This window comes from Ihubacter massiliensis, assembly GCF_024125305.1.
GTDB classification, from domain to species: domain Bacteria; phylum Bacillota; class Clostridia; order Peptostreptococcales; family Anaerovoracaceae; genus Hominibacterium; species Hominibacterium faecale.
In genome coordinates this window covers 3985033-4000103 of the sequence record NZ_JAMXVH010000001.1, presented here as the reverse complement: position 1 = coordinate 4000103, position 15071 = coordinate 3985033, and the positions used below count along the sequence as shown (strand labels likewise).

General features: G+C 48.8%; 15 protein-coding genes and 1 other annotated feature. Of the genes, 1 reads left to right on the top strand and 14 read right to left on the bottom strand.

Features of this window, described 5'->3' with window-relative positions; all coding sequences use genetic code 11:
* Window positions 1–79: 79 nt before the first annotated feature.
* Complete coding sequence (locus NIA71_RS18240; protein WP_253021154.1) at window positions 80–1234, top strand: ATP-binding protein; 1155 nt, start codon at window positions 80–82, stop codon at window positions 1232–1234.
* Between the two features lie 199 nt (window positions 1235–1433).
* Here the strand turns inward: NIA71_RS18240 and NIA71_RS18235 are convergent, their stop codons facing one another.
* The 14 genes from NIA71_RS18235 to infC all read right to left on the bottom strand — a co-directional run bounded on the left by NIA71_RS18235 (window position 1434) and on the right by infC (window position 14932).
* Window positions 1434–2420 carry a hypothetical protein gene (locus NIA71_RS18235; RefSeq protein ID WP_253021153.1) on the bottom strand — a complete coding sequence of 329 codons (987 nt, stop codon included), beginning with the start codon at window positions 2418–2420 and terminating at the stop codon, window positions 1434–1436.
* A complete protein-coding gene (locus NIA71_RS18230; protein WP_253021152.1) occupies window positions 2417–2995 on the bottom strand; it encodes a sigma-70 family RNA polymerase sigma factor in 579 nt (192 codons plus the stop codon). Before NIA71_RS18230 ends, NIA71_RS18235 begins: the two co-directional genes overlap by 4 nt.
* 437 nt (window positions 2996–3432) lie before the next feature.
* Entirely contained in the window at window positions 3433–5700 is a 2268-nt protein-coding gene (locus NIA71_RS18225) for an ATP-binding cassette domain-containing protein (protein ID WP_253021151.1), read from the bottom strand.
* Window positions 5701–6043: 343 nt separating this feature from the next.
* Window positions 6044–6793 carry an RNA polymerase sporulation sigma factor SigE gene (gene sigE, locus NIA71_RS18220; protein WP_227754765.1) on the bottom strand — a complete coding sequence of 250 codons (750 nt, stop codon included), beginning with the start codon at window positions 6791–6793 and terminating at the stop codon, window positions 6044–6046.
* Window positions 6783–7628, bottom strand: coding sequence for a sigma-E processing peptidase SpoIIGA (locus NIA71_RS18215; RefSeq protein WP_227754766.1), 846 nt, complete (start codon window positions 7626–7628; stop codon window positions 6783–6785). The genes sigE and NIA71_RS18215 overlap by 11 nt, the downstream gene beginning before the upstream one ends.
* An 89-nt stretch (window positions 7629–7717) precedes the next feature.
* Window positions 7718–10048 (bottom strand): sensor histidine kinase, encoded by a 2331-nt coding sequence (locus NIA71_RS18210; protein WP_253021150.1) that lies wholly within the window; start codon window positions 10046–10048, stop codon window positions 7718–7720.
* Entirely contained in the window at window positions 10035–10721 is a 687-nt protein-coding gene (locus NIA71_RS18205; protein ID WP_148395589.1) for a response regulator transcription factor, read from the bottom strand. Before NIA71_RS18205 ends, NIA71_RS18210 begins: the two co-directional genes overlap by 14 nt.
* Window positions 10722–10788: 67 nt before the next feature.
* Window positions 10789–11361 carry a hypothetical protein gene (locus NIA71_RS18200; RefSeq protein WP_253021149.1) on the bottom strand — a complete coding sequence of 191 codons (573 nt, stop codon included), beginning with the start codon at window positions 11359–11361 and terminating at the stop codon, window positions 10789–10791.
* Complete coding sequence (locus tag NIA71_RS18195) at window positions 11358–12248, bottom strand: hypothetical protein (protein WP_227754769.1); 891 nt, start codon at window positions 12246–12248, stop codon at window positions 11358–11360. Before NIA71_RS18195 ends, NIA71_RS18200 begins: the two co-directional genes overlap by 4 nt.
* Window positions 12245–12805 (bottom strand): hypothetical protein, encoded by a 561-nt coding sequence (locus NIA71_RS18190; protein WP_148395586.1) that lies wholly within the window; start codon window positions 12803–12805, stop codon window positions 12245–12247. The genes NIA71_RS18195 and NIA71_RS18190 overlap by 4 nt, the downstream gene beginning before the upstream one ends.
* Window positions 12805–13413, bottom strand: a complete 609-nt coding sequence (locus tag NIA71_RS18185; RefSeq protein ID WP_148395585.1) for a hypothetical protein — start codon at window positions 13411–13413, stop codon at window positions 12805–12807. The genes NIA71_RS18190 and NIA71_RS18185 overlap by 1 nt, the downstream gene beginning before the upstream one ends.
* A 326-nt stretch (window positions 13414–13739) precedes the next feature.
* Complete coding sequence (rplT, locus tag NIA71_RS18180) at window positions 13740–14099, bottom strand: 50S ribosomal protein L20 (RefSeq protein ID WP_148395584.1); 360 nt, start codon at window positions 14097–14099, stop codon at window positions 13740–13742.
* Window positions 14100–14116: 17 nt separating this feature from the next.
* Entirely contained in the window at window positions 14117–14317 is a 201-nt protein-coding gene (gene rpmI, locus NIA71_RS18175; protein WP_148395583.1) for a 50S ribosomal protein L35, read from the bottom strand.
* A 36-nt stretch (window positions 14318–14353) separates the two neighbouring features.
* Window positions 14354–14932 carry a translation initiation factor IF-3 gene (infC, locus tag NIA71_RS18170; RefSeq protein WP_227754770.1) on the bottom strand — a complete coding sequence of 193 codons (579 nt, stop codon included), beginning with the start codon at window positions 14930–14932 and terminating at the stop codon, window positions 14354–14356.
* Window positions 14884–15012, bottom strand: a sequence feature (ribosomal protein L20 leader region). (Overlaps the previous gene by 49 nt.)
* Window positions 15013–15071: the final 59 nt, after the last annotated feature.

Here is a 15071-nt window from a genome sequence, read left to right as displayed (position 1 = left end):
TTTCTTTCTTTTTCCCACTGCTTGGCTTGCCATGAAAGCTTCCGGTCTTCTGCTGCCAGCCGGCAGGGGGATTTGGCGGATGGCACTCCTGTATCTGGGACATTTCGTTTTGGTTTCCATGGTCATCTTTCTTGGCGATCCTTTCAACCTGCCGCCTACACTTCTCTTTTTCATGGCCGCGGTCCTTCTTTGCTGCAAAGGGCCGCTGCTACAGCGGCTCACCATTGGGCTTATGTTTGCCAGCACGGCTCTGGCACTCAATGCCTTCCTGGATGAAACAACGGATGTCCACTTCAAGACCTCCATTATCCTGCGGCTTTGCTTCTGGTGCCTGCTTTATCTTGCCATGCGGCGCGCCGCTCCTCCAAAGGACTATGAACTGTCCCCCGCGCTCTGGAAGCTGCTGCTTCTTTTAACCCTTACGCCCCTTGGCATCACCTGCTCTCTGGTTTTGCTCATCAGTCCTTTTTATATATCGACCCCTTCGTTTTCCTATGCCCCTCTTGCCTGTCTTTTCATCGCCTTCCTTTCCTTTGTTGGGCTCCTGTGGGCCATCACCGTGCTGGCTAAACAACGCCGCCTGGAAAGGGACAGCATTGTGGGGGAAATGAACAAACGCTATTACGCCTCCATGGAACAGCAGCAATTCGAGGTCAGAAGGCTGCGCCACGATCTGTCCAATCATCTGCAGGCTTTGGCCTCCCTTCCAGATGAGGAAAAGGACGCTTATTTGGCAAAGCTGATCGAAAGTCCTGCCATAAAGGGGACCCTTCATTATTGCGGCGACCAAACCGTCAATGCGGTACTCAGCACCAAAGCCGCCCTCATGGAGCAGAAAAACATTTCCTTTGATGTGAAAGCAGATATTCCAGACCCTCTTCCCTTTGAAAAAGCGGACATCTGCGCTCTGCTGGCCAATGCTCTGGATAATGCGGCAGAAGCGTGCCAAAAGCTGCCGCAGAACCAGCGCCGCACTGTCCTCAGGCTGCGTGCGCAAAAAGGCATTTTCGCGGTCAGTGTCATCAACCCCCTTCCCGGTGAAACGCGGGCGGACGGAGAAAACGCCCTGCCGGATACCAGCAAGGCAGACAAAGAGAAACACGGCTTTGGGCTGAGAAGCATCCGGGAAGTCGTCACCCGTTATCAGGGAAGCATGGACATACAAACCAAAAACGGGGAATTTCAGCTGTTTTTATATATGCCTTTGGATCAGGAACAGGTTGCGGATAGATAGCGCTTGCATGTTTCTGGATTTTAACTTTCTACAAAAGGCCAGTTCCTTTGAAAGCACTTTGATTTCCAAACATCTCTATCAGATTATCCATGCATTACCTCTTCCCAATAGTTCACAAAATGGAATCGAAAAAAGGGCTGTCGCATTCATTTTCACGAATGTGGCAACCCCTTTACTCTATACAATAGAACCTCGCTGCTTAGGAGAGCTTTGATAAATCCAACTTTTCAATCAGGCTTTCAAAATCCTGATTTGATAAATCGCTGCTTTGCTTTTCTGGCGTGAATTGATATAACAGCTCTATCGTATGCGTCTCAGTAATGATCAGAGCTTTGAAGTTGCGGCCAGAGTTGCTTTTATAAGAATTTGCTTTAACCTGATATCCGTCCATTGTTGTAAAGTTCCACTCCGTATATTCAGGGCGTTCCTTTTCTTCCGGAAAGGTAAAAGCACTCCATGGAGAAAGATACACATTTCTCGGAATCATATGCAATTCCCAATATATTGGAGCTTCAGGAGATTCACCGCCGCCAATTATGGTTACGGTTCCTTTATCCGTATAGATATATCCATCATTATACACATTATCATCCTTTGATTTCAGCTCGTTAATATCCCAAAACTCCCCCAGGATATTTCCGATTCCAACCTGATCTAATGCCTTCTTTGCCGAATTCACATAATAGTGAGTCCGTACAAATTCAAGTCCATATTTTTCGAGTACAGCCTTCTCTTTTTCCGTAGGAGCTCTGAACGTGATCGACTTTTCTTTTTCATCTGTTGTTCCAGTATCCTCAAACGTTCCATTGTCAAGCGCAATAAGTTCCTCTTGAGAAAGACTGTTATAATAATCCATCATTTCTTTTGCAGCTTTATACTGTGCAGAATCCTCTACTGCAGTCAATTCATATTTGTCATACTTTGTATTGATCACTCCCAGATTAAACCAACCGGCTGCATAAGCAACCGCACCGAATGACAAAATCATTACCAGCGCTGCGGCCAGAACTATGAACTTGCGGCTGAATCGTCCTATTGCAGGTTTATGGCCTGGCCCTTCGTTCTGTCTCAGGGCTGCACGTTTGTAGAAATTCTTAATATAAGCTTCTTTCTCAGCTTCTGTCAGGATGTGGTCCTCTTCTGTTAAAAAGGCGTCAAAATTTATATGCGAGTAGTTATCCTTCATTTTATCACACCTCCGCTTTGGCACTTCATTTGATTTTTGATTTTTTTCTTTCCCCGTGAAATGCGAGAGTATATAAGATCAGGTTTCATGTTTTTCGCTTGGGATATCTCCTCGATCGATTGATCTTCCATATATCTTCGAAAAAACAGGTCTTTATCTTCCTCAGACAAACAGCTCAAAAGCTTTTCAAGCTCGCCAGTTGACTCATCGATACCATCCATGCCGCTATCAAAAGGATGAAAACCATTCAGCCAATCGATATCCTGCTGATCTCCAATGCTGACAAAACGTTCACTGCGTTTCTTTTCTCTGCGAAGCGCATCGATCGCCCGATATTTTGCGATTGCACAGATCCAGTTCTTGAAATTGCTTTTCTTATCATCGAATTTATCCGGATTATTCCAGATGGCAAGCAGTATATCATTAAAGCATTCGTCCAGCGCTTCTTTGTCGCTGTACAGGTATTTGTAAATCACACTTTTGATCAAAGAGCCATATTCATGAACAATAAACTCGATGGATTCAGGGTTTTTCCGTCTGAGCTCAGCGAAAAAATTATCATGATTTATATCCAATATTACTTCCTCCTAATTTCCGACCGGCCTGTTTGATTAATCACTTATTACTACGAAACAAAACAGGAGAATCTAACAATCTCATGAAATTATAACAGAATGTGCAGGTGCTGAAAAAGAAATCAAAGGCAAAAGGGAGCATATCACATCAGATAAATGTTAATGGATATGCTCCCTTCTGCACCTTTTTGGCGGTGTATCTGTTTCTCTTGATTGGTCTTTTCGCTTACAACAAGGTATTATGTTAATATACATTTATATAATGCCAAAACGTACTCATATGCAGCCGGATAGGGATACTCGGGAGCAGATGATAATCTGGAAAATAAACTCTGCGATTTGCTTTAATTCTGAATTAATCTGTTTTTTGTATTTCATTTATAGACACACCCTTATTTATGATCTTTACGAGTGCCCGCCAAGGTCTGATCCACCTGTCAGCAGTGAGGCGAAGCCGCTTTCTCTTCTGTTAAGGAAGCCCGCAGACTGTCCGCTGTCAGCGTTTTCGCGCTGCGCAGCATTTCCATTGGGGTTCCCGTGAATACCACCTGTCCGCCGTTGTTTCCGCCGTCAGGTCCGATGTCGATGATCCAGTCTGCCTGCTTCATCACATCCAGGTTATGCTCGATGATCACCAGCGTGTTGCCCCGGGAAACGATCATGTCGAACAGCTTGAGCAGATTTTGCGTATCGGACATGTGCAGTCCGGTTGTCGGCTCGTCCATCACAATGATGCTCCCCTTCTTCCCCAGTTTTTTTGCAAGCTTGATTCTCTGGCGTTCGCCGCCGGAAAGGGTACTGAGCGGCTGGCCCAGGGTAAGATAAGATAATCCCACCTGCTCCATTACTTTCAGCCGCTTCTTAATCTTAGCATCCTCAAATACCTCCATCGCCTGAGATGCAGTCAGGCTCAGCAGTTCAACGATGTTTTTTCCCTTGTAGGTGCAGGCTAGGGCCTCCTGGTTATAGCGAACGCCGCCGCAAGCCTCACACTCAGTCACGATGGGATCCATGAACGCCAGCTCGGTAACAATCACGCCTTTGCCGCCGCACACCGGGCAGGCCCCGGCAGAATTGAAGCTGAACAGGCTGCTGGGCTTGCCGCTTTCCCGGGCCATCAGCCTGCGGATTTCATCAAAAAAGTCCAGATAGGATGCGGGCGTGGACCGGCCTGTCGCTGTGATAGGGCCCTGATCGATCATCACAACGTCGCTCTCATACTGTTTGGCAAAGACTTGCGAGATCAAAGTGCTTTTTCCCGAACCGGCCACGCCGGTGACCACAGTCATGACCCCCAGCGGAATATCCACATCTACATGCTTTAGATTGTGCAGGCAGGCATCCCGGACCGGCAGGCTGCCTCGCGGACGACGGGGCTCCTCTTTTACCGGCAGGGACTGGAGCATGGCTTTCCCTGTCAAAGTGTCGGCCTGGAGAAGTTCTGCGCAGCTGCCGGCGAACACAATTTCCCCGCCGTTCTGTCCGGCCCCCGGTCCCACGTCGATCACATGGTCCGCAATGGAAATCACATCTTTATCGTGCTCCACCACCAGGACTGTGTTACCCTTGTCCCGCAGCTGAAGCAGCAGGTTGTTCATGCGGTAGACATCCCGAGGATGCATCCCTGTGCTGGGTTCGTCAAAAATATAGGTCATCCCAGTCAGACTGCTGCCCATGTAACGCACCAGCTTGAGCCGTTGGGCCTCACCTCCGGAGAGAGACGGGGTTTCTCGGTTCAGATGAAGATAGGGCAGGCCGATCTCGATCATCCGATCCAGACCCTCGATCATCGTCTGCACCAGGACTTTTACCGTTTGGTCCATAATCTGTGATAGGACATCACGAAGCTGGGTCAGCTCCATGGCGCACATATCCGCAATGGACCAGTCGTTTATTTTGCAGCTTAAAACAGCCTCGTTGAGCCGTTTCCCATGGCAGTCGGCACACTCCATTTCGACAACCAGGCTTTGAGACTTCTCCTGTGTATGCCTGCTTTTATTGCTGATATCCCTGTTTAATAGGGTCTTTGTGTATTTGTGGTACAGCCCGGTCACCTTTGGGTTCTCCGGCTCACCTTTACCGTCGCGGGAACCGTATAGAAGGAGGTTGTATTCCTCGCTGGAATACGCTCTGATCGGCTTGTCCAGGTCGAACAGGCCCGACTGCGCATACTGCTTCCAGTACCAAGAGCCCGGCCTGTACAGAGAATCCTGCACACAGCCCTCATTCCAGGACTTGTCCAAATCCAATATGGCTTCCACATCCACTTTTGTGATCTTTCCAAGGCCGGAACAAGTTTTGCACATGCCGTTGGGGTCATTGAAGGAAAAATGGGAGGCTGTGCCTGCATAGGGCTTTCCAATTCTGGAAAACAGCAGCCGCAGACTGGCATAAAGCCCGCTGATGGTTCCCACTGTAGATCGGGCATTCCCGCCCAGGGGAGATTGGTCCACCACCACGGCCGGCGTTAAATGATCGATACGCTCCACTGCAGGCTTGGGATACTTGGGGAGCCTGGACCGGACGAAAGGCGGGTAGGTCGCATTCATCTGCCGCTGGGATTCGGCGGCGATGGTATCAAAAACAATGCTGGATTTGCCGGAGCCTGACACACCGGTAAACACCGTGATTTTTTCCTTTGGAATACTGAATGTAACATGCTTCAAATTGTTCTGAGTCAGCCCATGGACAACGATATCTGCCATCTGATTGTACCTCTTTTCGCTTTTGCTTCCTATCATATCATGGTTTGACTATGTCTGCCTCTCATTTCGCGTGCGTGTTCTGTTGTGTTACGGCGAGCAAGGGATGCCTTTCCCAAGGGACTCCGGAAAATTTTTTTTAAAAATCACGATTTTTGCGCAAAGTTGTGGGTTCGCGGGGCCTGATCCCAGCAGCTTGCGGCCCGCGCGGCTTCTAGGCGAATCTGAAAGTGCCCAATCGTTGAAACTTGCGAAAATTTCATATCACCTTTTCATTCTTTTCGCAAGAAATCCCATTCCTCTCGTAAAACACCTGTCCATGATCTATTGTTCCATAGATTTATACTCACCCCAGTTTTTTAATCTCCCGCTGCAGCCTGCTGATGATCTTTTTTTCCAGGCGGGAGATATACGATTGGGAAATGCCCATGCGGTCGGCCACTTCCTTTTGGGTCATCTCTTTTCCGCTGACAAGGCCAAAACGCATTTCCATGATCTCCCGCTCCCGTTTGTTGAGCTTGTTCATGGCGTAGTCCAGCAGGCTTTTGTTGACCTCTTCTTCAATGTGGGTGTAAACCACATCGTTCTCCGTGCCCAGAATGTCGGACAGCAGCAGCTCATTCCCATCCCAATCCACATTGAGCGGCTCATCCAGGGAAACATCGCCTTTGGTTTTATTGTTGCGCCGAAGATACATGAGAATTTCATTTTCAATGCACCTGGAAGCATAAGTCGCCAGCTTGATATTCTTATCCATTTTAAAGGTATTCACCGCTTTGATCAGCCCGATGGTTCCGATGGAAATCAAGTCTTCCACATTGATACCCGCGTTTTCAAACTTTTTGGCTATGTAAACCACTAGGCGCAGATTATGTTCGATGAGCAGGGCCCGTGCTTCTTCGCTCCCTGCCATGAATTCCTCCAGTGCCTTGTGTTCCTCCTGGGAATCCAAAGGCGGCGGCAGCACATCGCTTCCCCCGATATAATGGATATCCGGAATTTCATCTTTGCCCTTAAGAAAGTTTTTAAGCGCTTCATAAGCTTTTCTCAGCTCCTCCCAGAACGTCCTCACGCTCATAAAATGATCATTCTGCATTCTCTAATGCTCCTCCTTCTATAATCTGCTGCTGCAACAGTACTTCGTAAGCTTCTTTTCCTTTCCAGCAGGCAAAATCTTCTTTACTGATGGCCAAAACAATATTTTCAATGGGCCTGCCCTCTACGATCACCCGATCCGGCCGCAACCCCTGCAGAACGCCCTTTTGTCCCACGCTGCTGTATGGAATCACGCAGCTTCTGCTCAAGATGGCATCTTTCAGGTCATCCAAGAGGCGCTGGCCGCAGGAAGCCGACAGGACCGCCGCCGGATTTCCGGAAACCGGATCCCGCAAAAAATTCCCCGTATCCACAAAAGCCCGCATTTCCCACTCTTTTTCCGCAATTTCCACTTTAATATCCGTAAATACTTTTTCTTTTGTAAGTTTTCCCCGAATAAACTCAGCCAGCCAGCTGCCCAGTACCCAGGTGACGAGCACGCCGGCCGCCACCTGCAGATACGTGATGCTGTGAAGATAAACGCTTCCGTTGGCCGACAAGCCGGGAACCTTGGTCATGTACATGAGTCCGACCGTGATGCCTCCCATGAGGAAACTTACTATGTAAAAAACCGCTACCGTTTTCAGGTAAACCGGCTTGCCTCCGTAGCCGAAAGCCGCTAAAATTACGGCAAGGGAGAAGATCAGCTTGCAGATCAGCGCCGCCGGCCATACCATGGGAAGGAAGAGCACGAAGGAGTATGCTCCGCACATCAATCCCCCTAAAACCATGCCGGATTTGGCCCTCTTACGTCCGCACAGCCTGCCAGTGAGAACCAGTATTACCAACCCTGTTATGAAGTTTTCCAGAAATAAATATTCCCCGTAAACAGTCAACGAAAAAACCTCCCTTGGACTCTTTCTTTCGATTATAGTCCTAAGGGAGGTCGATTTGTGTCAAAACGCAATGTCGAATCTTTTCTTTTTTAAATCTCTTTTCCGTGGAATCTGCGATAGAGGTGGTACCACAGGTACAGATTGCCCAGAATCACGATAAAGACCACGCCGCTGATGACATTATTCAAGCGGCTTAAAATGGGAATCTGCCAGACCAGGTCTCTGCTGGCGGCCCATAAAACCAGCACCACCGCTTCCGCAGCCCCAGTCAGAGTAATGATTTTTTTCAAGCCATCTTCTTTCGCCTTCTCTGCCAGCCTTTTGCAAATGGATGACATGCTGAGCAAGTAAATGACCACACATACTGTCATCAGGCACAAAACCACTTGCAGCAGAAGGAGCAGCTGGACATCCATCATATCGCTCGTGAGAAAACAGCTGGCCGCAATACCGGCAAAGATCACTGCGATGGATGCGGTGATCGGTATTGTTTTATCAGCGAGGAATTTCAACTTCCGCGCCCCCAGCCAGCACACTACCCATGCGGGAATGGTGATGATCCACGGAATGAGCAGCAGCGCTCCGTCATACTGGTATTCATATCGTTTCCAGATAAATATGAAACCATTGAGCAGCAGCCAGATCCCCGTTCCGGCCATGCTGTAAAGCAGCCCCTTCAGATTCAGGCCGATATCGGCCGTGTGGAGAATTGGCCCGATCTTTCCCGTTTGTTTCGTCTGTCCCGCCTCCTGGTCCGGGATCCGGATCCAAAAGGCGACGCCGCCCTCTTCATTTTCACAGCCGCAGGTTCCCCTGTGAATCAGGCTGGTATTGCGCACAATGGCAAGTCCCAGGCCGGTTCCTCCGCTGCTTCTGTTTCTCGCCGAATCGCCCCTGTAAAAGCTGTCCCAGATCCGCACCTGTTCTTTGTCATCAATCTGCTGACCCTGGTTGTGGATGGTAAAGCGCATGCCCTGGGGTTCTTTTTCAATGACAATGCGGATCCGGCTTCCCTCCTCGGCGTGGGTGATGGCATTGATCAGCAGGTTGCAAATGCTCTGGGTCACCAATTTCTCATCAGCCAGGATCTGGCGTTCGTCATCTGCTTTCAGTTCAACCTCCAGCTGCTTGTTTTTAGCCAGAATCCGGGTACGCTCGATCACTTTTTCGGTGATCCCAGCCATGGAAATCATGCTCAATTCCATCGGATAGGTGCCCGCTTCCATTTTAGACAGGTCCAGCATGCTGACGACCATCTCGTTCATGCTGTCGGTTTCCTCAATGATGGTATTGAGATATTGCTTTCGTTTTTGTTCGTCCCCTTCTTCCAGCAGCGCCTCGCTGTAGTTTTTGATAATCCCCAGGGGAGTCTTCATCTCATGGGCCATGGCATCCGACATTTTCCGGCGCTTGCTCTCAGCCTCGTATTCCCCATCGATGGTCCGGCAATAGCTTCCCACCAGGACAAGGCACGCCGCAGTGCAGATAATGGCCATTATAAAGTACAGCCAGAGCGTGCTTGCGATGGTTTTGGAAAGAGGATGATCGACTATGCTCCAGCCCAGAAAATAGTCGCCGGCAGCAAGCTTGGTCACACAAACGGACTCCGACCGGAGAATGCTCTTGTCTTCCTCTTGCAGGGGGATATAAGTGGAGCCGTCTTCTCCAAGTTCAGCCTGATCAATGCGGGCATCGACCGCGCTTTTCACCAGCACTCGCCAGGTTTCATCCTGCTCCTGCCGGGCTGTGGTGTCAATGGGACTAACGCTGACCTCTTCGAATTTCAGGGTGGTAAGCTTATTTCCATCAGGCTTTTTCACAGGAATAAAATCCTTTTTCTTAAGGGCTGACCCCTCTTCATCTCCCGTATAAAGGATCTGTAAGCTGACAGGTTCAAAGAACTCTTCCGTATCATAGCCTCTCACTTCAGCCGAAGCCTCCAAATAGCAGCACTCGCTGATTTCCTGAATCTGCTGCGGCGAAAACCAGTCGTCCAGTATCACCCGTTTTTTATCGCTGTCATCTGGGAACGAATTGTTAGATAAAACACTTGCATTGCTGCTGACCATCTTCATTCCGATCACATTGCCTTTCGGATCTTTTTGCGCCCGAAAGAGAATCAGACTGTCCGTCCTCCCCGACGCATCCCAAATCCCAAGATTCCAATCGTTGCGACTAATGGCACTGGTGGCTTTTGCCAAATTCATTCCATCCTGGACGCCTTTACTGGATGCGGATGAGCGGCACCCGTTCAATTCGTTGATAAGATTGCCGATGACGCCCCAGCTGTACGTTGTTCCTTCCATAACATTCCGCTTTGCTCCATAATAGGTCACACTGCCGACGATTAGCACATAGATGGCTACAACCGCCGTTACTGCCCGAATCACGAAGCTGCGTTTGGCTTTATTTTTGTTCATCCGTTACCTCCTGGAATTTGTACCCCACCTTGACAATGGTGCGGATACATCCTGCCCGGCGGCCCAGCGCCTGCCGAAGCTTTTTAATGGTGGTATCTACGGCCCTGTCGTAGCAGAAGGCGTCCTCGCCCCAGACCTGATCCAAAATTTGTTCTCTGGTCAGGATCCGATTTTTATTTTCCATGAAATAGACGAGAAGATCGAACACTTTGGGCGGCATGGCGGTCTTTTCTCCGTCAACGGTAACTTCTCTGGCCCGAAGATCGATCTCGATTCCGCCGGAGCGCAGCTTTCCGCTGTCGCTGATCATTCCCCGGCTTCGTTCCAAAATCGCACAGACTTTGGCGTGAAGGACCGGTAACGAAAAGGGCTTGGTTACATAATCATCCGCCTTTACCTGAAACCCACGCAGCTGATCTTCCTCTGCCATGCGGGCAGTCAAAAAGATTACCGGCGTATCCCCTTTCCTGCGGATTGCCTTACAGACGGCAAAACCGTCCAGTTCCGGCATCATCACATCCAGCAGAACCAGATCAAAGGTTCGTTCCCCCAAACGTTTCAGCGCTTCCACTCCGTCCTCCGCTTCCCATACCGCGAATCCTTTTTTCTCAAAATAATCACGGATAATGATTCTCATCTTCGGTTCGTCTTCCGCTACAAGCAGGTTATACACAAATACACACCTCCTACAGTTTCTATTTTACAGATCCGTGTGTCTTTTTTATGTCCTCTGAAACATTTTAAAGGATCGGGTAGCTTCGCCGCAGGGCCGCCATCAGGAACATGCTCCAAATAGCCAGCCCCAGATAGAGCAGCATCAAAAGGTTGATCATCCAGCCGCCGATGACGACTTCTCCGCTGCCATAGAGTTCATCAATCATCATGGCAATAGTGCCGGCCGCGCAGCCACCGGCAAAGACAGCCGCGCACCTGGTGTAATAAGTCTGGCTGCTGCCTCCCAATAGTTCTCCCGCGCCGATCAGGATATGACTGTATATCTGGATGACAATAATCGCGCCCAGAAAATAGGAAAGAAACCGCAATTCCCAGGGAACGCGTTGGATAAAAAAGGGAACGACGACCAGTATTTGCAGGATCCAAACACCAATGCCGATCTGAGTCCATCGCCGGGCCAGGAAAAACCGTCTGTTTTCTGAAACCGCGCAGATGATTCCCGTGCCGCTGAGACAGCAGCATAGCCCAATTATCCCAGGCAGAAAGGGCAGCGTGGTGTCGCTTCCGCCCCAAAGCAGCATGAAAAACGTGCCCCAGAACAAGCGCCGATATCCTTGATTCATTGCCTTCGGATTCATCGTATCACCTCTCTTTCTTTCAAATAGGCCAGGGTCTGCATGAAGGTCGGTGCGCTGCCCATATCAAAGGCTTCGCCGAATTCGGTGAGCAGCTGGGTATCTTCCTTTCCGTCAGCTGTTTGATACGTGACCTTGATCATTGGCTGCCATCGTACAAAAGGACTTTGCCGTTTTAAAGAAATGGTGATGGAGTGGTCTTTGAGAAGCGTCGCCCCTTCCAGCTCTGCCGGCTCTTTGCCGTTGATCTTAAGGCCGCTGTTTTTTTCGTCCGGAACGCACTGTACCTGTTTGATGGTCAGATCCCGATCCGCCATATAGCTGGCTTCCCTCACTTCCTCGGAATTGTTTTCCCCCTTGAATTTCAAATCCTTTTCATCCACATCCTCCCCCGGATAGAGAACGATTTTTCCGATTTCCACCTGGTCCTTGGTGCCATCCTCATAGGAAACCGTCGCGGTAGTCAGGGCAATGGGTTTTTTCAACCCTTTAAAATCTTCGTCATCGATGAACAAAGAGATTTGCGAGGCTTTCCGTATATAATATCCATTCGTATCGTCGTAGGAAAAATCCATATTTTCTCCATTGTCGGTAAACGAGTAGTCCGCTTCATCTGCGTTATCCGGATCGTCTGGACCTGTCAGCGCCAGCTCCGCAAAATCAACGCCTGTGATCTGGTGGCGGCCGGCTTTGCATTCTATGTAGGGTATCTCAAACTGTTCTGCCTCGTCCTCATCCCCATAGATTGGATATGCGCCGTATACCCGGCAAAGAACCGGATAGTCCAGGCGAGCGTACTGGCTGATGCCAAAGAGAACTGCGGCCAGAAGAGCGATCAGGAAAATGGCAGCAGCCGCCGCCCTGGAAGCAGGTTTTAATGTCTTCATCATAGCGCCTCCTTCTGCGGTAGTTGCATCTGTCCAATCCTTTTGCGGCACTGGTAAAGCTGGATCAGAACTGCCAGCTGGATGAGCATTTGCAAGGCCCCAATCACCATGTATCCGTTGACAAGGAAAAGGATCATCGCCGCCAGTGCCACGACGGCCGTTGCGACGGCATACAGATCGGCTCTTTTTTTCAGGTCGCCGAAGGCAGCCGGAAACATTGCGCCGATTCCCACCAGGAGCTGGGTATAAATGCAGATCAGCAGCAATCTGGCAATGACTAGTTCAGCAAGGGGCACAGCCATGGTCTGCGGTATGGCTGCGTTTAGTATAAGGAAAAGCACATAGCAGCCTCCGTTTATCCAGCCGAAGATGGCTGCTGACCGGAAGCGGGGGTTTTTGGTCACCCGATACAAATCCTGTGTTCCTGCCAGAATTAGAATGACAAATAAGATGCTGGTGGAAATCCGAAGATTGTCCAGTTGAATATGGAATTCTATCAGGGAAAAAATGGTGGCCCAGAAAAGCGTTCCCAGATTGGCGTGAATTGATTTAATATCCATTATAAGCTCCCCCTTTCTTTCAAGTATGCGGCGGCTTTGGAAAAGGTGGAAACAGGGTCTTCCTCCCGAAGCATGTTGTTGCCGCCGGGAGGGTGAAAGGTGAGCGGTTCCATATCGGCTGTTTCTTTTGAGCCGTCTGTATAGTGGATAATCGCATTTTTCACCGTGATTGAGACTTGGCTTTTTGCAAGAAATTCGTCGGTCCGGGGGTCCAGAATAAGGCTGACCCATCCGCCCCGATAAAGTCCGATTCGCTCGCCGAAGCCCTCCTCTATTTGGAAGCCGGTATCTGAATCGTATTCGTCATATTCGCCGAAAAATCGGATTTCCGATGCCTCGGCAAACTCAATTTCCTGGATGGCCCTGGTGTCGCCGCCGTTGGTTAGAAAGAAGCATAGTAAGCCTCCCGGCCCTTCGTCCAGGGTTTCTTCATCTTCGTCCTCATCCTCATCGTCCGGCAATGCCTGGGCATACTCGGTCTGCCATGGAATCAGCACTGGTTTTTGCAGGTGGTAATGCCCTAGCAGATAAAAACAAATAATCGCTGCTAAAGCGATTATTCCTATACAAAGCGCCGCTACTTTGGTAGCGGGTTTTAGGCTTGTCATATGATTGCCCTCCTTCTTTGAAATTTATTGAATAAACACTTTTTCTTATTGTACCATGGGGAGGGCGGGCTTTCAAGGAGAAGGAGGGCGGCCGGGCAGTGTCTGGAGATTGGAGATTAGGTTGCACTAACTTAGATCAAAATGTCCCATCTTCATTAATTGGCCCGGCTTTGCCAAGAGATGTAATATCAGAAAAAGATTAAAATGAAATCTTTCAACAGAATTTTCCCATTTAAGACAACATACTGCGAAAGCAGCCCCGCCGCACGAAAAAAGGAGCCATTCTCAGACAGAAGCTCCTTTTTTGATTCATATTGAATTCGTCCTTATTTTGCCTGTGCCTGCTTAGCAGTCTCGCACAGCTGAGCAAAAGCAGCTGCATCGTGGATTGCCATTTCGGACAGCATTTTTCTGTTGATCTCGATGCCGGATTTCTTCAGACCGTCCATCAGTCTGCTGTAAGAGATGCCGTTCATTCTTGCGCCGGCATTGATTCTTGCAATCCACATACGTCTGTACTCTCTTTTCTTGTTCTTTCTGCCAACATATGCAGAACGCAGAGCTCTCATTACCGCCGGATTAGCAGCTCTGAACACCTTGCTCTTCTGACCGTAAAATCCTTTGGCCTGCTTTAAAATCTTTTTATGCCTCTTATGCGCGTTAACGCCTTTTTTTACTCTTGCCATGTTTCTTACCTCCTAACTTACTTGCTTAAAACAGATTTGATTCTCTTCAGATCCGCACTTGTTAAAGTTGTAGCTTTTCTCAGTCCTCTTTTTCTCTTCGGGCTTTTCTTTGTAAGAATATGGCTTTTGTATGCCTTGTTTCTCTTTACTTTACCGGAACCGGTTAACTTAAATCTTTTGCATGCGCCTCTGTGAGACTTCATCTTGTTCTTTGCCATGGTGATCTTCCTCCTATGTTAAATTTCAATTTGTTTCTATTTATCCGTCTTTGGTGTCAGAATCATAATAAGGCTCCTTCCCTCAAAGGAAGGTTTCTTTTCAACGTCACCAACTTCTTCAACGACTTGGGCGAAACGTTTCATAACGTCCATGCCTTTGCTGGTATAATCCCTCTCCCTGCCTCTGAACCTCAAGCTGACCTTTACCTTATCTCCGGACTTCAGGAATTTGGATGCGTTCTTTGCTTTCACTTCGATGTCATGTTCTTCGATAAAGGTGCTCAGTCTGACTTCCTTTACCTGAGTTGTCTTTTGCTTTTTCTTCGCTTCCTTTTCCTTTTTTTGAAGTTCATATCTGTATTTTCCGTAATCAAGGATTTTGCATACCGGCGGCTTTGCCTTAGGGGCGATGTTTACCAGATCCAGTTTCCGCTCCGCGGCCAAGTCCATTGCCTCGCTCCTGCTCATAATACCCATTTGGGTACCGTCGCTGTCGATCACTCTCAGTTCTTTATCACGAATTTCTTCGTTGATTTGGTTTTCCTTACTAATTGTCTTGTACCTCCATACATTAAAAAAAGCGGATAATCCGTTATCCGCTCCAAAAAGACACATTGCATGTGTGTTAACCTTTTATGAACCCTGCCAGCGCGATTGCCGAAAAGGTGAGAAGCGGATGACTTCTTCTTTACTACCTAAGTAATATATCAAAATTCTGCCTGGTTGTCAATGGTGTTTTCCCTTTGAGTGTCCA